The organism is Streptomyces sp. FIT100, assembly GCF_024584805.1.
In the GTDB taxonomy this organism is placed as follows: Bacteria; Actinomycetota; Actinomycetes; order Streptomycetales; family Streptomycetaceae; genus Streptomyces.
In genome coordinates this window covers 7,345,027-7,364,661 of record NZ_CP075715.1, presented here as the reverse complement: position 1 = coordinate 7,364,661, position 19,635 = coordinate 7,345,027, and the positions used below count along the sequence as shown (strand labels likewise).

Sequence of the window (19,635 nt, the reverse complement as noted above, 5' to 3'; positions counted from 1 at the left end):
CCGACACTTTCCCGGCGGCGTCAACTTGCCTGGCACAGCACTCAGTTGAGGCGGCGGACCCCGGTCGGCCCCGGACGCCGACCGGCCTCGACCGGCGCCGGACGCCGGGCGGCCCCGGCTCGCGCCGCGCCGACGCTCAGCTCAACTCAACTCGGCTCGGCTCGGCTCAACTCAGCTCGCGACGTACTCCGAGACCAGCGCGGTGAGCCCGTAGTCGAGCTCCGATCCGTCCACCAGCAGCGCCTCCACCGTGCGGGTCGCCGGGTCGACATCGGCCACGATGCCGTGGCCCGCGTAGCGTGGATAGCCGGACGCCCCGTTCATGCCGGTGTACTCGACCACCGCCGAGCGGACCGCGCTGTCCTCGACCGCCGCGCCGGAGCGGTCCACGACATGCTGGGGCACGAGCAGGATCACGAAGCGGCGCGGAACTGTGCTCATGCCACGACGCTAGCCACGCGCCACGCGCGGCGCACGCCAGAGCCCGGCCCGCCGGGTCCCGGCGCGGCCCCGCACCTCAGGTGGACTCGCGCCGGACCACCTCGGCACCCATGAGATCGTGCCGCTCCGGCACACCGGCAGGGTCGCGTACGGCGCGGTCGACGAGCTCGGCCAGCAGCTGCCCGGTGACCATGTCGATCCGCACCGTGCTGAGCCGGGGCCGCAGCAGCCTGCCGAGCAGCAGATCGTCGGCGCCGATCACCGCGGTCTCGTCCGGGACGGCGATGCCCGCGTCCTGGAGCGAGCGCATCAGGAGCATGGCGTACTCGTCGTTGTACGCGTACACGGCGTCGAGGCCGAGCCCCCGCCAGCGCGCCGCGAGGGCGTCCGCCGCCGCCTCCTCGTACGCGAGCGGAACGGGCAGGACCGTCGCACCGGCGGGCTCGGCGACCTGCCGGACTCCGGCCAGGCGGGGTGCGGAGAAGAGGTCGAGCCCCGGCTCCTCGGGCACGACGACGCCGAGGCGGCGGCGGCCGCGCTCCAGGAGGTGCTCCGCGGCGCGCGCCCCCACCTCGCGCTGGTCCATGACGAGGGAGTGCGCGCCCGCGACGCGCTGCGGGCCGAGCGTTATCACCGCCTTGGCGCCGGAGCGCTTGAGCACCTCGACGCCCTGTGCAGTGAGCGCGATCTCACCGAGCGAGAGCACGGCGACGGGGCGCAGCTCCGCCCAGGCGCGGGCCGCGGCGTCGCCGTCCAGGCCGAGGCTGCCGTACTGCACCACGGTGTAGTCGAGGCGCCGCAGCGCCGACTGGAGTTCGCTGATGAAGCGGCTGTAGAGGGGGCCCACGGGGATGTGGGCGGTGGGCAGCAGCACGATGCGGGTGTGGCCCGCGCGCAGGGTGCGGGCCGCCGCGTGCGGCACGTAACCCAGCTCCTCGGCGGCCTCGCGGACCCGGCGGCGGGTGGGCTCGCTGATCCGCACCGCCGAGGTGTTGTTCAGCACGTACGAGACGGTGGCCCGGGAGACTCCGGCCAGCCTGGCGACATCGGCACTGGTCGGAACGGAACGTTCTGCTGAGTGTCTGGGTGTCTGGCTCATCGCCCTCGGCATCTTTCCAGACCGATCCGGCACCGATCCCGCTCGGGGTCTGGCGGATGGCCTGAAGTGAATGCTACACAGGGGTTACACGCGTCATTGACACGTGTAACCATCGTGTCACTTCCCAGTTCCCACACCGGAGGGCAACGTGGCCCTTTCCTCCCCCGAAACCGGCGCGCCCGGAGCCGGCACGCCGCCCGCCGCAGCCGGCGCCCCGCCCACCGCGGCGCACGCGGCCGCCGCTCAGAAAGCCGGCACGCCGCCCCCGGCGGCCGTCCCGTCCGCGCGGACCAACCGCTCCCGGGGTCTCCTGCCGCTGCTGCTCCTCGGCAACTCCACGATGTACGCGCTGTACGTCGGCGTCCCGGGCGTCCTGCTCGCCCTCCAGGTCGAGTCCATCGACCCCGCGCACAAGGTGGCCAACTTCGGTCTGGTCTCCGGTGTCGCGGCGATCTTCGCGACCGTCTTCAACCCGGTGGCCGGTGCGCTCTCCGACCGCTCGGGCCGGCGCAATCCGTGGATCCTGGCGGGCGGGCTGCTCGCCGTCCCCGCGATGCTGCTGCTCGGCAGCGTGGACACGGTGCTGCTGGTGATGATCGCCTGGTGTCTGGGCCAGGCGGTGATGAACGTCTACCAGGCGGCCCTCACCTCGGTGGTCCCCGACCGGGTCCCGACGGGCGCCCGCGGCAAGGCGTCCGCGGCCGTCGGGCTCGGCCTGCCGCTCGGCTCGACGGCCGGTGCCCTGCTGGGCGCCGCCTACTCCGACGACTACCGCACCGGCTATCTGGTATTCGGCGTGATCGTGGCGGTCGGCGCCGTCGTCTTCTCGGCGGGCGCCCGCGAGGAACGCATGGCCGCCCGGCAGCCAGTACCCGTCAGGGCGCAGCTCGCCGCGTTCGGCAGCGCGCTCAAGGACCATGACTTCCGCTGGGCGTTCATCGGACGGGCGCTGCTCGTCCTCGGGTACTTCGCGGTGGCCGGCTTCCAGCTGTACATCCTCAAGGACCACACGGTGCTGCCCGCCGGGCTCCGGCCCGAGGAGGCCGTGGCCGTCCTGATGCCGGTCACCGGTGTGGCGATGGCCGTCTCCACCGTGCTGGGCGGCTGGCTCTCCGACCGCTACGACCGACGCAAGCTCTTCGTCGGTGCGTCGGCCGGGCTCGCGGCGGCGGCCATGGTGATCCCCGCCGTCTCCACCAGCTGGACCGCGATGCTGGCCTTCGCGGTCGTCAACGGCCTTGGATTCGGGTGCTACATGGCGGTGGACACGGCGCTCGTCACCATGGTCCTGCCCGCGGCGCAGGACGCCGCCCGGGACATGGGCGTGCTCAACGTGGCCAACGCCGGTCCGCAGATCGTCGCCCCGTTCGTGGCCTCGGTGATCGTGTCGGTGAGCGGCGGTTACACGACGCTCTTCCTGGCCGCCGCGGTGCTCTCGGTGCTGGGGGCGCTGGCGGTGCGTCCGATCCGTTCCGTGCGCTGAGCCTGCGAACCCCCGTACCCTCCCCGTACCCACGACCGAAGGGCACCGCACCGTGCAACTCCACACCCACACCTGGGGCGAGGGCGCCCGCGTCGCGCTCCTGATCCACGGCATCATGGCCGACCACCGCACCTGGCGCAGGGTCGGTCCCGCGCTCGCCGGCAAGGGCTACCGTGTGATCGCCGTCGATCTGCGCGGACACGGCGTGAGCGGCCGGGCAGGCTCGTACACCGCGCAGGACTTCGCCGACGACGTGGTGGACACACTCCCCCGCGGCGCCGAACTGGCCGTGGGGCACTCCCTCGGCGGTCTCACGCTCTCCCTCGCGGTGGAGCGGCTCGCACCGCGGCGTGCCGTCTACTCCGATCCAGCGTGGCAGCTGGACTCGCCGCTGGGGGCCCTGGCCGACTTCAAGGCGACGGCCACGCGGGAGGACATCGTGGCGCTCAACCCCCGGTGGGCGAGCGAGGACGTGGACATCGAGATGGAGACGCTCGCGGCCTGGGACGAGGCGTCGGCGTACGGACTCTCGGGCTCCGTCGGGGTGGATCTCCTGCCGGCGCGGCCCGTCGTGCCCTCACTCGTCCAACTCGCCGACCCCAGCCGTCTGGTCCCGCCGGAGCGGGCCGAGGTGCTGCGGGCCCGCGGCTTCGAGGTCCGTACGGTCGAGGGCGCGGGGCACACGATCCACCGTGACGACTTCGACGGCTTCATGTCGTCGCTCGACGGCTGGATCTGACGCTCCCGGGCCGGCGCCCGGCCGGGCGGGGCGCTCATGCCGGAGCCAGAGCAGGGCGCCGGCCAGCAGGACGGTGCCGCCGAGCAGCCAGGGCAGCGGCCCCGCGGGCAGCCGGCCGGCTATCAGCCCGGTGAGCGCGCCGGCCAGTTGGAGCGCGAGGGACTGGACGGACAGGGCCGTGGCCCGGCCGGCGCTGTCGACGCGCCGGTGCAGGAGGTCGTTCTCGTTCGGGCCCACGGCGCCGAGTCCGAGGTAGATCAGCCCGTAGCCGATGGCGGCGGCGGTGAGGGCGGCCGGGCCGGTCCACAGGACGGTGACGCAGAGCGTCAGCAGCCCGGTCGCCGCCACGCCGAGGCAGGCCGGCACGGCGCGCTCGCCGCTGCCGGCCCGGCGGGCGACGAACGGCGCGGCGTGGCTGCCGACGGCCGTGCAGACGAAGCCCGCGCAGGCGAGTGCGGCGAAGAGCACCGCACCGGACTCGGACGCCCCCGTGAGTGCGGCGGCCCGTCCGGGCGTGAGGAGTTCCACGGTGCCGAGGGCCGCGCCCACCGCACCGGCGGTGAGGAGCAGCCGTCGTACGAGCGCGTCGCCCGAGCCCAGCCGCAGCCCGCCGAGCATGGTGGCCGGGACACCGCGCAGCACGTCGGACAGGGCGGCGGCGGCCCGGGGCGGCTCGGGCAGACGGATCAGTACGTACGCCACGAAGGCCAGTCCGACCGCCGAGCCCAGCAGCGCCGGCAGGGAGAGCGGGAGCACGAGACCGGCGCTGGCGTCGGTGAGCCGGGCGCCCCAGTCGGGGCCGAGGCCGAGCAGCCAGGGCAGGCTGCCCCCGGTGAGAGTGCCGACGGCGAGCGCGGCGGCGGACGCGGTGCCGCCGCGGGCGAGGCCGGTGCGCAGCTCGGCGGCCGGGCCGGAGTGGGCCTGCACCGTGTCGACGTACCAGGCTTCGGCCGGTCCGCTGGACAGGGCGCGGCCGGTGCCCATCAGGAACATGGCGAGCGCCAGGGCCGCGGTGCCGGTGCCGAGGGCGAGGAGCGCGAGGGCGGTCAGGTTGAGCAGACCGGCGGCGGCCAGCACGGGGCGGCGGCCGACGACGTCGGACAGCCCGCCGGTGGGGAGCTCCAGGGCGGCGACGGTGAGGGAATGGACGGCGAACATCCCGGCGACGGTGGCGAGGCCGAGGCCGCGCTCGGTGAGCAGCAGCACGAGTGAGGGTGCGTAGAGCCCGACGGGGAGCCAGAAGAGGAAGGTGACGGCGGTGAACCGGCGGCGGGCGGTGCCCGGGTCGAGCGGCGCGCTCGGCCGCCGCGTCACCGGGCGCCCTCCTCGGCCGCGCCGTCCTGCCCGGTGCCCGTGCCGGTGGCGGTGCCCGTACCCGTACCCGTACCCGTACCCGTACCGGTGCCGGTGCCGGTACCCGTACCCGTACCGGTGCCGGTGCCGGTACCGGTGCCGGTGCCGGTGCCGGTGCCCGTGCCTGTGCCTGTGCCCCGCGCCGCGAGCGGCAGCCCGGCATACAGGAGCACGACCTGACGGGCGCGCGGGTCTTCCGTGTCCCGCGCCGCCAGTTCGCCGGCCTTCCGCCCGATCTCCGCCCGCAGCTCGGTCAGGGACTCCGGGGTCAGCTGGAGCACGAGGTCGGTGATGCCGGACGGCTCGACCCACTCGGGGCCGAGCCGCCCCGCCGCCGTGTCCTCCACGTACCGCGCGAGCGTCTGCTCAAGGTGGGTGAGCTGTGCCGAGCGGCTCGCGGAGACGAAGGCCCGGCTCACCGCCGATGCCTCCATCGCCTCGTTGCTCCACGAGGTCAGCTCGTGGACCGCCCGCCATCGCCGCTCGCGCCCGTCGCGGTGCTCGGCCTCGGCGACGAAGCCGTACTTGGCGAGCACGCGCAGGTGGTAGCTGGTGGAGGCCGACGACTCGCCGGTGCGCACGGCAAGCTCGCTGGCGGTGGCGGGCCCTTCCAGCCGCAGCAGCCCGAGCAGCCGGATCCGCAGCGGGTGGGTGAGGGCTTTCAGGGCCGCCGTGTCGCGCTCGGGGTCGAGCACGCGTGTGCGCTCTTCACTGACCATGATCGCAGCGTAGAGCGGATGGCCGACTTCGCCAAAGTATTTTTGCAGAATTTCTTTGGGGAAATTGACGAGAGCCCCCCTGGGGCCGATCTCGTCGAAGCCGCCCGGACACCGGCCGGATCACCCGGTCGGAGTAGCAGGGAGTAGCAGGGGCTGTGGTCCGCGCCGTGGCGTTCACAGAACCCTGGCGGCGCGCAGAAGCGTGGCGCAGAGCGCCGAGGCCACGTCCAGGACCGCGACAGCGGCCGGATCCCGGGCCGGCAGGCGCCGAGCGGCCTCCGGGCTGCTCTCCCCGGTGACCTCGCATACGCTGAAACGGTCCGTGTCGGGGATCACCGGCACTGGCCCGGGCCCGAACATCCGTGTCCCTTCGACCGCGGCGGACAGTTCCCCGCCGATCGTCACCGAGTGGCCGCCCGGTGCCCGGTAGCGACCTGCGTCGACGATCGCCAGGGTCTGCTTCGCGATCCCCCTCAAACGTGCACTGATGCCCGGAATCCTCAGCGACCAAGCAGGGCGACAGCAACGTATTACGCCCCCCTTACGCCCCGCAGGGGCACTCTTGTGCGAACCGTCGGCGGTGGCTTAGGTGGACGGAGTGCCTGCGACACAAAGCAGCGCATGCGACACAAAGCAGCCCCTGCGACAGGAGGAGTCGATCATGGCAGCACCCGATTACGGGGGCGGCGAGCAGGGCGGCAGTGGTCCGCCGCTCGCCGGAGGCCCGCCTCTCACCGAGGGCGACGCCGAAGAGCTGCTGCGATGTATCTGCTTCAAGACGGGCCCGCCCCGCACCGTCGGGGTGGAACTCGAATGGCTCGTCCATGAACTGCACGACCCCGCACTGCCCGTCGCGCCCGAGCGGCTCGACCGGGCCTTCGCCGGGCTCCGGGACATTCCCCTCGCCTCGGCTCTGACCTTCGAGCCGGGCGGTCAGCTGGAGCTCAGCTCGCTGCCCGCCGCGTCCCTGATGGAGTGCATCGACTCCACATCGGCGGATCTCGCGGCCGTCCGGACCGCGCTCGGCGCGTCCGGCCTCGCTCTGGCCGGTTTCGGCCACGATCCCTGGCATCCTCCGCGCCGACTGCTGCGCGAGCCCCGGTACGACGCCATGGAGGCGTTCCTCGACCGCACCGGCTCCGCGGGGCGCTCGATGATGTGCTCCTCCGCGTCCGTACAGGTGTGCCTGGACGCGGGGTTCGAGGAGCCCGGCCCTCTGGGGCTCGGCAGACGCTGGCAGTTGGCGCATCTGCTGGGCGCCGTGCTGGTGGCGATCTTCGCCAACTCCCCGGCCGGGGCGGGCCGGCTCACGGGCTGGCGGTCCACCCGGCAGGCCCTGTGGGCGGACCTGGACCCGAGACGGGCGCTCGCGCCCGCCGCGGGCCTGCCGCCGCGCGACGCATGGGCGGCGCATGTGCTCGACACCCCCGTGATGTGCGTACGCGCCGAGGAAGGGCCGTGGCACGTCCCGGACCGGCTCACCTTCCGCCAGTGGCTGCGGGACGGTACGCGGTCCGGGGCCCCGAGACCGCCCGCGCGCGCCGATCTCGAGTACCACATGACGACGCTCTTCCCGCCCGTACGCCCGCGCGGCCATCTCGAACTGCGCATGATCGACGCCCAGTCCGGCGAGGACGGCTGGATCGTGCCGGTCGCCGTCACGATGGCGCTGTTCGACGACCCCGAGGCCGCGGAGACCGCGTACCGCACGGTGAAACCGCTCGCCGAGCTCGCCGGGGCGCTGCCCGCGCCGCGCAATCCGCTCTGGCACGAGGCCGCCCGCCACGGGCTCACCGACCCCGAACTGCACATGGCGGCCGTCACCTGCTTCGCCGTCGCGCGGGAGGCCCTGCCCCGGCTGGGCGCGTCCACGGCCGTCCAGGAGGCGGTGGCCGCGTTCCACGAGCGCTACGTCCTGCTGGGCCGCTGTCCCGCCGACGATTTCTCGCTCCGCAGCAAGGAGATCCGTTCATGAACGAGCCGCACGACTCCCCGGTGGCGACCGACGAGGTGTCGGGTGAGCTGTCCGACGACGTGTCCGAGGCGTCGGGCCCGACCCAGCTGTCCGGCCCGACCCAGCCGTCCGGCCCGACTCAGGTGTCCGGCCCGACCCAGGTATCCGACGCCGTGCTCAGGCACCGCGCCCTGGAGGCGCTGACGACCGCCCGCGCCCGCACCGCCCTGCTCACCGGTTGCGTCGACGACAACGAACTGACCGCGCAGCACTCGCCGTTGATGTCACCGCTCGTCTGGGACCTGGCCCACATCGGCAACCAGGAGGAGCAGTGGCTGCTGCGAGCGGTCGCGGGCCGTGAGGCGATACGCCCGGAGATCGACTCCGTGTACGACGCCTTCGAGCACCCGCGCGCCGCACGGCCCACGCTGCCGCTGCTCTCCCCCGCCGAGTCCCGGGCCTACGCCTCCGACGTACGGGGCAGGGTCCTCGACGTCCTCGACCGGCACCCGCTGCACGGCGGCCCGCTCCTCGACTCCGCGTTCGCCTTCGGCATGATCGCGCAGCACGAGCAGCAGCACGACGAGACGATGCTGATCACCCATCAGCTGCGTCGGGGCCCCGCCGCCCTCGACGCGCCCGAACCACCGCGCGGCAGCACCGTGGGCCTGCCCGCCGAAGTGCTGGTCCCGGCGGGCCCGTTCACCATGGGCACCTCCACCGAGCCCTGGGCGCTCGACAACGAGCGTCCCGCGCACCACCGCCACCTGCCCGCGTACTTCATCGACGCCACGCCCGTCACGAACGCCGCCTTCCAGGCGTTCATCGCGGACGGCGGCTACACCGACGAGCGCTGGTGGGCGCCGGACGGCTGGGACCAGATCCGCAGGCACGGCATCGGTGCCCCGCTGTTCTGGCGCCACGAGGGCGGCCAGTGGCTCCGCCGCCGCTTCGGTGTGACCGAGCCGGTGCCGCAGGACGAGCCGGTCCTGCATGTCAGTTGGTACGAGGCCGACGCGTACGCCCGCTGGGCGGGGCGGCGGCTGCCGACGGAGGCCGAGTGGGAGAAGGCCGCCCGGCACGACCCGGCGTCCGGGCGCTCGCGGCGCTATCCGTGGGGCGACGAGGACCCGACCCCGGACCGCGCCAATCTCGGCCAGCGGCATCTGCGGCCCGCGTCCGCCGGGGCGTACCCGGAGGGTGCGTCCCCGCTCGGGGTACGGCAGCTGATCGGCGACGTCTGGGAGTGGACGTCGAGCGACTTCCTGCCCTATCCGGGCTTCGCGGCGTTCCCGTACCGCGAGTACTCCGAGGTCTTCTTCGGTCCGGAGCACAAGGTGCTGCGCGGCGGTTCCTTCGCGGTGGACCCGGTGGCGTGCCGGGGCACCTTCCGCAACTGGGACCTGCCGGTGCGCCGTCAGATCTTCTCCGGGTTCCGCACCGCGAGGGATGTGTGATGTGCCGGCACATCGCCTTTCTGGGGCCGCACACGGCGCTGGGTGAGCTGCTGGTGCAGCCGCCGCACGCGCTGCTGCGGCAGTCCTGGGCGCCGCGCCGGCAGCGGTACGGGACCGTGAACGCCGACGGGTTCGGCGTCGGCTGGTACGCCGAGGGCGACCCGGTGCCGGGCCGCTACCGCCGCCAGGGCCCGGTCTGGGGCGACCGCTCCTTCGCCGATCTGTGCCGTGTCGTGCGCAGCGGGGCGCTGCTCGCCGCCGTCCGTGACGCCACGGAGGCGGGCTCGGACGGCGAGGCGGCGGCGGCGCCCTTCGCCGCCGGACCGTGGCTGTTCAGCCACAACGGGGCCGTGAAGGGCTGGCCGGGCTCGGTCGCACCAGTGGCAGCCGTGCTCCCGGCCGCCGAGCTGCTGTCGCTGGAGGCGCGGAGCGACTCCGCGCTGGTGTGGGCGCTCGTGCTGCACCGGCTGCGCGAGGGCGACGCACTCGGCGACGCGCTCGCCGCGACCGTGCGGGAGGTCGCCGAGGCGGCCCCGGGATCCCGGCTGAACCTGCTGCTGACCGACGGCGCGACGATCGCGGCGACCGCCTGGGGCGACACGCTGTGGTACCTCGCCGAGCCCGGCCACGCGAGCGCCCCGGAGGTGAACCGGGGCCGGGAACCCCGCGTGGTCGTGGCGTCCGAGCCCTACGACGACGATCCCCGCTGGTGCGAGGTGCCCGACCGCACGCTGGCCGTGGCGACCCGTACCGACGTTCTGCTGACCCCGCTCAAGGAGCCGCCCGCGTGAGCCCGTACCAGCTGACCCGCATCCTGCCCGACGACGCCATGGGCGCCGCGCTGCGCGCCGATGTGCTGCACGGGCTGACCCGTACGCCCAGGGAACTGCCGCCCAAGTGGTTCTACGACGCCCGCGGCAGTGAGCTCTTCGAGGAGATCACCCGGCTGCCCGAGTACTACCCGACCCGTGCCGAGCGCGAGATCCTGCTCGCCCGCTCGGCGGAGATCGCCGCCGCGACCGGCGCCCGCACCCTGGTGGAGCTGGGTTCCGGTTCGTCCGAGAAGACCCGCCATCTGCTCGACGCGCTCACGGAGCTGCACAGCTACATCCCGGTCGACGTGAGCGAGAGCGCCCTGGCCGGGGCCGCCGAGGCGCTGCTTGCCGAGCATCCGGACCTCCATGTCCACGCCATGATCGCCGACTTCACCCGCAGCATCGTCCTGCCGGAGACGCCCGGCCCCCGGCTGGTGGCGTTCCTCGGCGGCACGATCGGCAATCTGCTGCCCGGCGAGCGGCACGAGTTCCTGCGCTCCGTGCGCGCGATGCTGGCGCCCGGGGACGCCCTGCTGCTCGGCACGGACCTGGTGAAGGAGGAGTCGGTGCTGGTCGCGGCGTACGACGACGCGGCCGGTGTCACCGCCGAGTTCAACCGGAATGTGCTGGCCGTGATCAACAGGGAGCTGGACGCCGACTTCGATCCGGACGCCTTCGCCCATGTGGCGCGGTGGAACGCCGAGGAGGAGTGGATCGAGATGCGGCTGCGCGCCCGGCAGGCGCTGACCGTCAAGATCCGCGAGTTGGACCTGGTGGTGCCCTTCGAGCCGGGTGAGGAGATCCGTACGGAGGTGTCGGCGAAGTTCCGTCAGGACAGGGTGTGGACCGAACTGGCGGACGCCGGGCTCAAGTTGTCGGAGTGGTGGACGGACGGGGAAGGCAGGTTCGCGCTGTCGTTGTCGACGGCGGTGTGAAGGAACGTCGCGGCTTCGCCGCCGGCCACCGCTCGGTGGGCGGCGCGGGCCAGTGAGCGACGGTCGGCGTGGCTGCCGGCGGGGATCGGGGGCAGGACCTTGATCTCCGCGGTCAGCCCGGCGGCCGTCGCGACCCGCCACAGCGAGGCGGCGAGTGCGTCCTCACCGACGAAGGCGGCGGCGCCGACGGGACCGTAGCTGATCCGCACGGGCTGTACGGCCGCGCCCGCGTCCAGCGCCGACTGGAAGGCGGCGTTGCGGAAGCGGCCCTTCTCGCGGCCGCACCAGGTGGACCCCTCGGGGAAGACGATCACCCGCGAGCCGGCGCTGAGCGCGTCGGCCATGGTCCTGACGACTCCGGGCAGCGCCCGCAGCCGGTCGCGGTCGACGAACAGGGTCCCGCCGAAGCCGGCGACCGGTCCGAGTACCGGCCACTGGCGCACCTCGCGCTTGGCGAGCATGCGTCCGGGCAGCACCGCGGCGACGAGCGGGATGTCCAGCCACGAGATGTGGTTGGGGACGACGAGCATGCCGCCCGCGCCCGCGCTCACCGGGCTGCCCACGATGCGCACCCGGACGCCGAAGGCGCGGATGACCGTACGGCACCACAGGCTGACCAGGCGGGCGCGGCCCGCCGCGGTCAGAGGTATCGCCAGGGGCGCCAGGAGCACGCCGACGAGGACCGCCGTCGTGCCCGTGATCAGGCGGAGGACCGCTGTGAACCGGCCGACCGTGGGCCACTGGGGCGTGGCGCAGTCGGCCGGGGTGCAGGGCGCGGTGGGCAGCCAGACGCTCATTTCACCGGGGCCAGGGAGAGGAAGTGGCGGAGGTAGCGGGGGTTGGTGCGGCGCAACGACAGCAGCACGTACAGGTCGGCGACGCCGAAGTCGGGGTCGTGGGCGGGCGCGCCGCACACCCAGGCGCCGAGGCGCAGGTAGCCGCGCAGCAGCGGGGGCAGCTCGGTGCGGCCCTCGGGGCGGGCGATGCCGTCGGCGGTCCAGAGCTTGTGCGGGGTGACCCAGTACTCCTCGGGGGCGAGGTGCTTGGCCTTGACCGTGTCCCAGGTGGCGGCCGCGAGGCTGCCGCCGTCGGCGAGCGGGACCGAGCAGCAGCCGGCCAGCCAGGTGTGGCCGGTGCGGGTCATGTAGCGGGCGAGGCCGGCCCAGACCAGCGCGATGACGGCGCCGTTGCGGTGCGCGGGGTGGACGCAGGAGCGGCCGACCTCGACGAGGTCGTCACGGATCGGCGCGAGCCGGGCGAGGTCGAACTCGGTCTCGGAGTAGAGCCGCCCGGCGGCCTTCGCGCGCTCGGGCGGCAGCACGCGGTAGGTGCCGACGACCTCGCCGGTCTCCTCGTGGCGTACGAGGATGTGGTCGCAGTACGCGTCGAACGCGTCGATGTCGAGGCCCGGCTCGGGTCCCTCGAGCCGGGCGCCCATCTCTCCGGCGAAGACCTGGTGGCGCAGGCGCTGCGCGGCGCGGACGTCGTCCTGGTCGCGGGCGATGGTGACCACGTAGCGGGGCTCCTCGGCCACCTGTGGTCCCGGGATGAGCGGGGCGGGGGCGACGGCGGGCGATGCGGGCATGGCGGCTCTCCTCTGCCGGACGGAAGCACCGGGGCGCGCCTTGGGCGACCCGGCCCCTAACTAATTCCGTGACCGGCTGGATTCGACATGACGCTGGTGCGGAGTCCGGATGTGCGCCATCTGAATGCCGGGCGACCCACGCGCCCGACTGCCCGGGGCCCGCCCGCGGACCCGGCTCGCGAAGGGCTCCGTGCCCCTGCCCTCGCCCTCTGCCCCCGTCCCCTGGAACGCCGGAGGGGCCGGGAAAGTGCCCGTCCGGCGTTCGAGGTCGGAAAGTCTGCCCGAGCAGCGCCGCCGCAGGCCGGTGGGCATCACCGTCAGCTGGTGAGCGCCGCCGTGATCCGGGCGGAGGCCGTCTTCGCCGCCTGCGACGGGTTCCCGCCCCGGAGGACCGCGGTCATGTAGGGCTTGATGGGGTTGTCGGCCTCGACGGCGGCCCACTGGGGGGAGTTGGGCGTCGCGCGGCCCTGGGCGGCGCCCGCGGCCATCGCCGCGGTGGCTTCCTCGCCCTCGATGGCCGGGGCGAGGGTGGTCTTGTTGGGGACGTAGTTCATGGCCTTGGCGAGTTCGGTCTGCCAGCGTTCACCTGCGAGGGCCTTGACGACCTCGATCGCTGCGCCGCGCTCGCCCGCGCGCTCGGGGATGATGAGATCGGAGCCGCCCGTGAAGACGGCGCCGGGTCTCTCGGCGGATTTACCGGGGATGGGGAAGTAGCCCAGCCTGCCCTTGAGCGCCGGGTTCTCCTCCTCGATGACGGTCGCGGCGGCCGGCGTGGCGATGATCTGCGCGACGTTGCCCTTCGCGAAGACCCCGGCCTGCGGCGGTGTCTGCTCGTCCGCGTCGGCCGGTCCCCCGCCGAGGGCCTGGAGCTGCTTGTAGAACGCCATGCCGCGGATCGCGGCGGGGGTGTGCAGGGCGCCTTCCCAGCCGCCGCCCTCCTCGACGGCGAGCTCCCCGCCCTCGTCCCAGATGAACCCGGCCAGGGTGTACCAGTCCTGTCCGGAGAGGTAGATGCCCTGGTTGCCGCCGGTGTTGAGCTTCTCGGTGTCCTCGAGCCACTGCGCGCGCGTCTTCGCGGGCCCCTCGATGCCCGCCTGCGCGTACAGGTCCTTGTTGTAGATGACGACGCGGTTGGCCGCGTACCAGGGGATGCCGTACTGGGAGCCGTTGATGCTGCCCGGGTCCGCGAGGCCCGGCAGCCAGTCGTCGCTGCCCAGGTCGCGGATGGACTCCAGGGTGAGGTCGAGCAGTGCGTTGCTCTCGGCGTACTGGGCGACCTGGGTGTTGCCGACCTCGATGACGTCCGGCGCCTCGTCGCTCTTCAGCGCCTCGTCGACCTTCTTCACGATGCCGGTCCACTCCTGGAAGGTCACCTCCAGCTCGATGCCGGGGTGCGAGTACTCGTACGCCTCCGTGAAGGTCCGGAGGAACTCGTCGGAGACGCTGTCCTGCATCAGCCAGACCGTGACGGTCCGGTCTCCCGGGCCGCCGGGCAGCAGTGCGCAGCCGCCGAGCGCCGCGGTGGAGACGAGGGCGGTGGAACAGGCCAGCAAGCGGTTCTTCACGTAGTTCACCTTTGCGTCACGAGAGGCAGGGGGGGTGAACCCGACGTGGGGGGATCGAACAGCGTTCGCACGGGCGTTGGCTGGATTTTGGTCTGCACCAATCGAATGGTCAACCCCGGCGCATAGAGGGGCGGGCGGGCGCCCCCGCGCGCCCGCCCGCCCCGCAGTGCCCGGTCACTGACCGCCGGGCACCGTGTCCTCGAAGGCCGTTCCGGCCGACCGGTAGGCCGCGACCTTGGCCGCGACCTGCGCCGGAGTGAGCACCTGGTCCTTCACGTGGAGGACGTAGTCGACCTTCTGGTCGTAGGCGCGCGGCGTGGTGCTCGTCTGGCCCGCCAGGTCGATCAGCCACTGGTTGAAGTTGATGGACATCGGCCGCTCGGGCAGATAGCTGTGCCGGCCGAACTCCTGCCCGTCGACGTAGTAGACGATGCCGCTGGTGTCGATGGTGACGACGAGGTCGTGCCAGCCCGCGTAGCTCGCCCGGACCTCGGAGTGCTGGTTGACCGCCTCCCACGGGTCGGGCCGGTAGGTCTCCCACGAGGTGGAGTAGAGGATGTTGGACGGCTCGCCCCAGCCGCCGTTGGGAAGGTACTCGAAGTCGTACTCGGCGTAGTCGTCCGCCATCGGCGCCGTGAGGTCGTTGATGGTGAAGAACGTCTGGACGAGGCGGTCGCCGTCGGGGCCGCCGCTCTTCGGGGCGTCGGAGAACCTGACGCGGGCCGCGTAGGTGCCGTTCTTGAACTTCATGGCGCGGGTGAGGACCTCGGTCATCTCCGTCGACTGCGGTGTGCCGGCGGTGGAGGTCTCCAGGTTCATGACCGAGTTGGTCCCCTCCATGGCGAAGGTGACGTTCTCGGGGGCCCAGGTCGCGCCGGGCACTCCGGGGCCGCCGGAGTTGGACCGTACGCTCCAGCCGTGGGCGCTGATCGCCGGGTCGGTGTGCGAGCTGTAGTTGAAGTCGTCGAAGAGCGCCGCGCCGCCGGTGGGCGGGTCGGTCGGGTCCGTCGGATCGGGGTCGGGGTCGTTGCCTGCGGGAGCCGTGCCCCAGACGAGCGTGCCGCCGACGGTCGCGGTGACCTTGGTCCAGTCCCCGTACGCGGTCTGCGTCGGGCCGAACGAGTAGTCGTCGCCCTGGACGAGGGACTGCCAGTTGGAGCGGTAGAAGCGCAGCTGCATGTCACCGGTGTCGGCGCCGGGCGCGAGACTGCCCGCGCCCGCCGTGAAGCCGATCTCCAGATAGCGGTCGGCGGTGGCGGTCGGGTTGGCGAGCGTCCCGAAGGTGCCGGTGATGTTGGCGCAGCCCTTCACCGCCCAGGAGCAGGCGAAGGTGTACGAGGCGCCGGCCTCGGCCTTGAAGTAGTAGCGGATCTTGACCTGGCCCAGCGTGACCGAGGCGGAGCCGGTGTTGACCACCTTGAACCAGGGCTCGGCCTGGTCGCCTCCGGTCGAGCTCTGCCGGTACTGGACCTTGACCTGCTCCCCGGCGGCCGCCGCGGGCAGCGCGGTGAGCGTGGCGCAGCCGACGCCGGTCACCAGGGCGGCGGCGAGGGCGGCACGCATGCGGACGCGTCTGACGTTCATGGGGTTTCCTCTCCTGAGGCGGATGTGGGGGGCCGGCGCGGCACGCCGAGCGTGTCGAGCCGAATGCGGTGGTGGTGCAGCCGCTCCTGGAAGCCGGGCCAGTCGCGGTGGCCGGACCAGGCGGTCTCGGCGAGGGCGCACAGCCGGGGGAAGGACAGGTACTCGGCGTGCGCGGGCGTGGGCACGTACTCGGTCCACAGCTGGGCCTGGGTGCCGAGGACACGGGCGGCGGCCTCGGGTTCCCAGTCGTCGGGGGCGGGTTCGGTCGCGTAGACGGTGCGCAGGTCGACGATCCCGCCGGGCTGGCCGGGGGGTTCCGCGGGGTCGTCGGACTGCGGGTAGTCGAGATAGGTCGAGCGGTACGGCGCCATGATCACGTCGTGGCCGCGGCGGGCGGCGGCGAGGCCGTGGGCGGCGTCGCGCCAGGGCAGGACGGTGAAGCAGTCGGGCAGATCGTCGCCGGTCTCGGTCCAGCCCAGCGGAATGCGTCCTGCGGCGGTGAGATGGGCCCCGATCCGGTGCATGAACCAGCCGTGCAGGGCCTTCGGCCCGTCGAGTCCTTCTTCCGCGGCGCGGCGGACGGCGGCCGGCGACCGCTCCCATTCGGTGGTGGGGCACTCCTCGCCGCCGATGTGCACATGGCGGCCGGGGAAGGTGTCCATGACCTCGTCGAGCACGGTACGGCAGAAGTCGAGCACCTCGTCGTGGACGCCGAGGACGGTCTCGCACACGCCCCACTGCCGCCAGACGCCGAGCCGGCGCCCGGGGTTGTTGCCGAGGTGGGGGTAGGCGGCCAGTGCGGCGCGCACATGGCCGGGCATCTCGATCTCGGGTACGACGGTCACTCCGCGCGCGGCGGCGTGCGCGACGAGGCCGACGAGCTCCTTCCGGGTGTACGCGCCGCCGTGCGGGATGCCACCGGTCCCGGTGAGTTCCGGGTAGGCGGCGACGGGCATCCGCCAGCCCTGGTCGTCGGTGAGGTGGAGATGGAGGACGTTGAGCTTGTGCAGGGCGAGCAGATCGACATATCGATGAAGAAAGGCGATGGGCTGGAAGTGGCGGGCCGTGTCGAGCATCGCGCCGCGCCAGGCGAACCGGGGTGTGTCGGTGATCTGCACACAGGGGACGGACCAGTCGGCGCCTCGGACAGGGGTGTCCGACAGGACGTCGGGCGGCAGGAGCTGGCGGAGGGTCTGGACACCGTGCAGCAGTCCTTCGGGCCGCGCGGCGCGCAGCAGGACGGCGTCGGGTCCGACGGTGAGTCCATATCCCTCGGCGCCGAGGCCGGTGAGGGCCGGGTCGAGGGCGAGGACCACCCGCCCGTCGGGGTGGGCGGGCAGGGGCAGCCCGGTTGCGGGGGCGAGGAGTTCGCGCAGCAGCGCGGCGGCGTGTCCGGTGCCGGGCGGGACGCGCAGGGCGGTGGTGTCGTCGAAGGTGAACCGGCCCGGCAGCTGACGCAGCCGCTGGGGGCGCGGAACGATCGCGGGCAGGGGGCCGGCGTGAGCGGGATGCGGTCGGGTGTGTGCGGTCATGGCGGCCGGCCCCCTATCCCTTGACCGAGCCGCCGGTAAGCCGGGCGGCGACCCGGTGCTGGAACGCGAGGAAGGGGATCTTCACGGACACCTCGATGGGGACTTGACCAATTGGTCAACTGGTAAGACCGGTGACCAGAAGGTGGCATGGACCAGTGATGCCGTCAATCCCCCGGGAAATACTGCCTCTTGAAGGGTCCCTGAGATGCACCATCCCCACGACGGATGGTTAGAATGCCGTTTACCAGTTGACCAGTTACTTCACCCGGCGGCAGGGAGAGGGTGTGGCCCATGGGGAGCGGCTCGACGAGTGCGATGCTCAAGCGGGAACGAGTACGGGAGCACCTCCTCGGCCTGATCGAGGCGGGTCGGCCGGGCGACGCCATCCCCTCCGAGCGCACGCTCTGCGCCGAGCTCGGCGTCTCCCGCCCCACCCTGCGCACCGCCGTCGACGAACTCGTCGCCACCGGCCAGCTCCTGAGGGAGCAGGGCCGCGGCACCTTCGTCGCACCCGCGAAGATCACCCAGGAACTCGCCGCCGAGGAGTCGGCGTTCGCGGTACCGCTCGCCTCCGGCTCGTGGTCGAGCAGGATCCTCGAACGGGCCACGATCCAGGCCGGTGCCCGGATCGGGCGCCGCCTTCGGGTCTCCCCCGCAGCCGAACTCGTCTACATCGCACGGCTCCGCCTCGTCGACGGCTCCCCCATGGCCATCGAGCACCTCCACTTCCCGGCCTCGCTCGTGCCCGACTCACTGACCTCCGACGAACTCGAAGCCGGTGACCTCTACGACCATCTGAGGGAGCATCACGGGGTTGCGGTGCACCAGGCCACCCAGTCGATCGAGCCGACGGTCGTGAACGAGACCGAGGCCGCGGTCCTCGACGTCCCGGTACTCTCGCCCGCCCTGCTCATCGAGCGGCTCACCACCGACACCTCGGGCCGCCCGGTCGAGTACGTCCACTCCCTCTACCGCGGCGACCGCTACCGGATCGTCTCGCGGCTCGCCCTCGGGAGCCCGGGACCGGGACCGCGTATCCGCTCGGACGGCCACCACCCGGGCATCCCGCCGGGGGACTTCGCCCACGACGGCATCATCACCTCCTCGACCACCGGCGATGCATACTGACCGGATCCGTCGCACCGCCGGGGAGGGGCCGAGGGACCATGGACAGCAGCCGTGCGCGGGGGACACAACGGGCCCAGGGGGCGAAGGAAGCCCAGGGAACGAAGGGAGCTCAGGGAACGGAGGGAGCTCAGGGAACGGAGGGAGCTCGGGCAGCGCTCAAGCGGGAGCGCGTACGGGCCCGTCTGCTGACCCTGATCGAGACCCGCAACGCGGGCGACGCCATCCCGTCCGAGCGCACGCTCTGCGCCGAACTGGACGTCTCGCGCCCCACTCTTCGGGCCGTCGTCGACGAACTCGTCGCCACCGGCCGGCTGGTGCGCGAGCACGGCCGCGGAATGTTCGTCGCACCCGCGAAGATCACCCAGGAACTGGTCGCGGGCGACCGCCCGGGAGCGGCGTCGCCGCCGGCCCCCGGGGCCTGGACGAGCCGGGTCCTTGAGCTGCGCACCGCCCCGGCCGGCGCCCGGATCGGGCGCCGACTCCAGATCTCCCCCGCGGCCGCGCTGGTGCACGCGGCCAGGCTGCGGCTCGTCGACGGCGCACCGATCGCCCTGGAGCATCTGCACGTCCCGGCGGATCTCGTACCCGGGCTGACGCCCGAGCAGCTGGAGTCCGGGTTCTACGCCCATCTGCGCGACCGGCTCGGCATACGGATGGCACACGCGACGCAGTCCATCGAGCCGACCGTGCTCAGCGAGGACGAGGCGGGACTGCTGGACGTCCCGGTCCTCTCCCCCGCGCTGCTCTTCGACCGGGTCACCGCCGACGCGGCGGGCCGGCCGGTGGAGTACGTCCGCTCGCTGTACCGGGGCGACCGCTACCGCATCGTCTCGCGGCTCGTCCTGGGCCACCGCCACGACGGCGGGCAGCCCGTGCCCGACGCCGCGCGCGGCTCGGCGTGGTGGGGCACCGTGGAGGGGAACCACTGACACGGCCGTGAGCGCCGTCGAGAGGAGTCCGGCTCCATGTCCCAGCACACCTACCGGGTCACCGAGATCGTCGGCAGCTCGCACGAGGGCATCGACCAGGCCATCCGCAACGCCATCGCGCGGGCCGGGCAGACGCTCAGGAGTCTCGACTGGTTCGAGGTGACACAGATCCGCGGCAATCTCGCCGACGGCGAGATCGAGCACTTCCAGGTCGGGTTGAAGGTCGGCTTCCGGCTGGAGGACCCACAGGGCGGCAGCTGACCCTCACCCGTCCGGCCCACCGGCCGCCGGGCCGCCGGTCGTCCGGTCGCCGAGAC

At 73.0% G+C, this 19,635-nt stretch carries 18 protein-coding genes and 1 pseudogene; 9 read left to right on the top strand and 10 right to left on the bottom strand.

From position 1 onward, the window contains the following. Positions 1–171: 171 nt before the first annotated feature. The gene (locus tag KK483_RS32885; RefSeq protein ID WP_262008856.1) at positions 172–441 is read right to left on the bottom strand and encodes a hypothetical protein; all 270 of its coding nucleotides are present in this window, start codon (positions 439–441) and stop codon (positions 172–174) included. Positions 442–517: 76 nt separating this feature from the next. Next, a complete protein-coding gene (locus KK483_RS32880; protein WP_262008855.1) occupies positions 518–1,540 on the bottom strand; it encodes a LacI family DNA-binding transcriptional regulator in 1,023 nt (340 codons plus the stop codon). A 148-nt stretch (positions 1,541–1,688) separates the two neighbouring features. On the opposite strand from KK483_RS32880, the gene KK483_RS32875 reads away from it, so the two are divergent. Both KK483_RS32875 and KK483_RS32870 read left to right on the top strand, forming a co-directional pair. Beyond that, complete coding sequence (locus tag KK483_RS32875) at positions 1,689–3,023, top strand: MFS transporter (RefSeq protein ID WP_262008854.1); 1,335 nt, start codon at positions 1,689–1,691, stop codon at positions 3,021–3,023. A gap of 52 nt (positions 3,024–3,075) precedes the next feature. Then, complete coding sequence (locus tag KK483_RS32870; RefSeq protein WP_399015636.1) at positions 3,076–3,762, top strand: alpha/beta fold hydrolase; 687 nt, start codon at positions 3,076–3,078, stop codon at positions 3,760–3,762. Here the strand turns inward: KK483_RS32870 and KK483_RS32865 are convergent. From KK483_RS32865 to KK483_RS32855, 3 genes and pseudogenes are all read right to left on the bottom strand, one after another. Next, a pseudogene (locus tag KK483_RS32865) lies at positions 3,754–5,076 on the bottom strand (MFS transporter); the annotation flags it as partial. The gene KK483_RS32870 and the pseudogene KK483_RS32865 overlap by 9 nt on opposite strands. Further along, positions 5,073–5,834, bottom strand: a complete 762-nt coding sequence (locus tag KK483_RS32860) for a helix-turn-helix transcriptional regulator (RefSeq protein ID WP_262008852.1) — start codon at positions 5,832–5,834, stop codon at positions 5,073–5,075. The gene KK483_RS32860 and the pseudogene KK483_RS32865, both read right to left, overlap by 4 nt. Before the next feature lie 174 nt (positions 5,835–6,008). Continuing rightward, positions 6,009–6,311 (bottom strand): PARG family protein, encoded by a 303-nt coding sequence (locus tag KK483_RS32855; RefSeq protein WP_262008851.1) that lies wholly within the window; start codon positions 6,309–6,311, stop codon positions 6,009–6,011. Between the two features lie 184 nt (positions 6,312–6,495). Between KK483_RS32855 and egtA the strand changes: the two genes are divergently transcribed. The 4 genes from egtA to egtD are packed head-to-tail and all read left to right on the top strand — an operon-like array spanning position 6,496 to position 10,995. Further along, complete coding sequence (gene egtA / locus KK483_RS32850; RefSeq protein ID WP_262008850.1) at positions 6,496–7,809, top strand: ergothioneine biosynthesis glutamate--cysteine ligase EgtA; 1,314 nt, start codon at positions 6,496–6,498, stop codon at positions 7,807–7,809. After that, positions 7,806–9,245: an ergothioneine biosynthesis protein EgtB gene (gene egtB, locus KK483_RS32845; protein WP_262008849.1), complete on the top strand. Its 1,440-nt coding sequence runs from the start codon at positions 7,806–7,808 to the stop codon at positions 9,243–9,245. Before egtA ends, egtB begins: the two co-directional genes overlap by 4 nt. Then, positions 9,245–10,036, top strand: a complete 792-nt coding sequence (egtC, locus tag KK483_RS32840) for an ergothioneine biosynthesis protein EgtC (RefSeq protein WP_262008848.1) — start codon at positions 9,245–9,247, stop codon at positions 10,034–10,036. The genes egtB and egtC overlap by 1 nt, the downstream gene beginning before the upstream one ends. Continuing rightward, the gene (gene egtD / locus KK483_RS32835; protein ID WP_262008847.1) at positions 10,033–10,995 is read left to right on the top strand and encodes an L-histidine N(alpha)-methyltransferase; all 963 of its coding nucleotides are present in this window, start codon (positions 10,033–10,035) and stop codon (positions 10,993–10,995) included. The genes egtC and egtD overlap by 4 nt, the downstream gene beginning before the upstream one ends. Here the strand turns inward: egtD and KK483_RS32830 are convergent. The 5 genes from KK483_RS32830 to KK483_RS32810 all read right to left on the bottom strand — a co-directional run bounded on the left by KK483_RS32830 (position 10,890) and on the right by KK483_RS32810 (position 17,261). Continuing rightward, positions 10,890–11,792, bottom strand: coding sequence for a 1-acyl-sn-glycerol-3-phosphate acyltransferase (locus KK483_RS32830; RefSeq protein ID WP_262008846.1), 903 nt, complete (start codon positions 11,790–11,792; stop codon positions 10,890–10,892). The genes egtD and KK483_RS32830 overlap by 106 nt on opposite strands. After that, entirely contained in the window at positions 11,789–12,580 is a 792-nt protein-coding gene (locus KK483_RS32825) for a GNAT family N-acetyltransferase (protein WP_262008845.1), read from the bottom strand. The genes KK483_RS32830 and KK483_RS32825 overlap by 4 nt, the downstream gene beginning before the upstream one ends. A 317-nt stretch (positions 12,581–12,897) precedes the next feature. Continuing rightward, a complete protein-coding gene (locus KK483_RS32820; RefSeq protein ID WP_262008844.1) occupies positions 12,898–14,145 on the bottom strand; it encodes an extracellular solute-binding protein in 1,248 nt (415 codons plus the stop codon). A 174-nt stretch (positions 14,146–14,319) separates the two neighbouring features. After that, entirely contained in the window at positions 14,320–15,729 is a 1,410-nt protein-coding gene (locus KK483_RS32815) for a cellulose binding domain-containing protein (protein ID WP_399015627.1), read from the bottom strand. Further along, on the bottom strand, positions 15,726–17,261 hold the full coding sequence (locus KK483_RS32810; RefSeq protein WP_262008843.1) for a beta-N-acetylhexosaminidase: 1,536 nt from the start codon (positions 17,259–17,261) through the stop codon (positions 15,726–15,728). Before KK483_RS32810 ends, KK483_RS32815 begins: the two co-directional genes overlap by 4 nt. A 291-nt stretch (positions 17,262–17,552) precedes the next feature. On the opposite strand from KK483_RS32810, the gene KK483_RS32805 reads away from it, so the two are divergent. From KK483_RS32805 to KK483_RS32795, 3 genes are read left to right on the top strand one after another with little or no spacing between them, the layout of a single operon-like run. Then, complete coding sequence (locus KK483_RS32805; protein ID WP_262008842.1) at positions 17,553–18,389, top strand: GntR family transcriptional regulator; 837 nt, start codon at positions 17,553–17,555, stop codon at positions 18,387–18,389. 38 nt (positions 18,390–18,427) lie between these two features. Then, on the top strand, positions 18,428–19,318 hold the full coding sequence (locus KK483_RS32800) for a GntR family transcriptional regulator (RefSeq protein ID WP_262008841.1): 891 nt from the start codon (positions 18,428–18,430) through the stop codon (positions 19,316–19,318). A 36-nt stretch (positions 19,319–19,354) separates the two neighbouring features. Then, complete coding sequence (locus tag KK483_RS32795; RefSeq protein ID WP_262008840.1) at positions 19,355–19,579, top strand: dodecin; 225 nt, start codon at positions 19,355–19,357, stop codon at positions 19,577–19,579. Positions 19,580–19,635 lie beyond the last annotated feature (56 nt).

Excerpts from the sequence above, each read along its gene's own strand:
- KK483_RS32880 (WP_262008855.1), bottom strand. The coding sequence starts at position 1,540 with ATGAGCCAGACACCCAGACACTCAGCAGAACGTTCCGTTCCGACCAGT.
- KK483_RS32830 (WP_262008846.1), bottom strand. The coding sequence starts at position 11,792 with ATGAGCGTCTGGCTGCCCACCGCGCCCTGCACCCCGGCCGACTGCGCC.
- egtC (WP_262008848.1), top strand. The coding sequence starts at position 9,245 with ATGTGCCGGCACATCGCCTTTCTGGGGCCGCACACGGCGCTGGGTGAG.
- egtB (WP_262008849.1), top strand. The coding sequence starts at position 7,806 with ATGAACGAGCCGCACGACTCCCCGGTGGCGACCGACGAGGTGTCGGGT.
- egtA (WP_262008850.1), top strand. The coding sequence starts at position 6,496 with ATGGCAGCACCCGATTACGGGGGCGGCGAGCAGGGCGGCAGTGGTCCG.
- KK483_RS32795 (WP_262008840.1), top strand. The coding sequence starts at position 19,355 with ATGTCCCAGCACACCTACCGGGTCACCGAGATCGTCGGCAGCTCGCAC.
- KK483_RS32805 (WP_262008842.1), top strand. The coding sequence starts at position 17,553 with ATGGGGAGCGGCTCGACGAGTGCGATGCTCAAGCGGGAACGAGTACGG.
- KK483_RS32825 (WP_262008845.1), bottom strand. The coding sequence starts at position 12,580 with ATGCCCGCATCGCCCGCCGTCGCCCCCGCCCCGCTCATCCCGGGACCA.
- KK483_RS32860 (WP_262008852.1), bottom strand. The coding sequence starts at position 5,834 with ATGGTCAGTGAAGAGCGCACACGCGTGCTCGACCCCGAGCGCGACACG.
- KK483_RS32815 (WP_399015627.1), bottom strand. The coding sequence starts at position 15,729 with ATGAACGTCAGACGCGTCCGCATGCGTGCCGCCCTCGCCGCCGCCCTG.
- KK483_RS32810 (WP_262008843.1), bottom strand. The coding sequence starts at position 17,261 with ATGACCGCACACACCCGACCGCATCCCGCTCACGCCGGCCCCCTGCCC.
- KK483_RS32800 (WP_262008841.1), top strand. The coding sequence starts at position 18,428 with ATGGACAGCAGCCGTGCGCGGGGGACACAACGGGCCCAGGGGGCGAAG.
- KK483_RS32885 (WP_262008856.1), bottom strand. The coding sequence starts at position 441 with ATGAGCACAGTTCCGCGCCGCTTCGTGATCCTGCTCGTGCCCCAGCAT.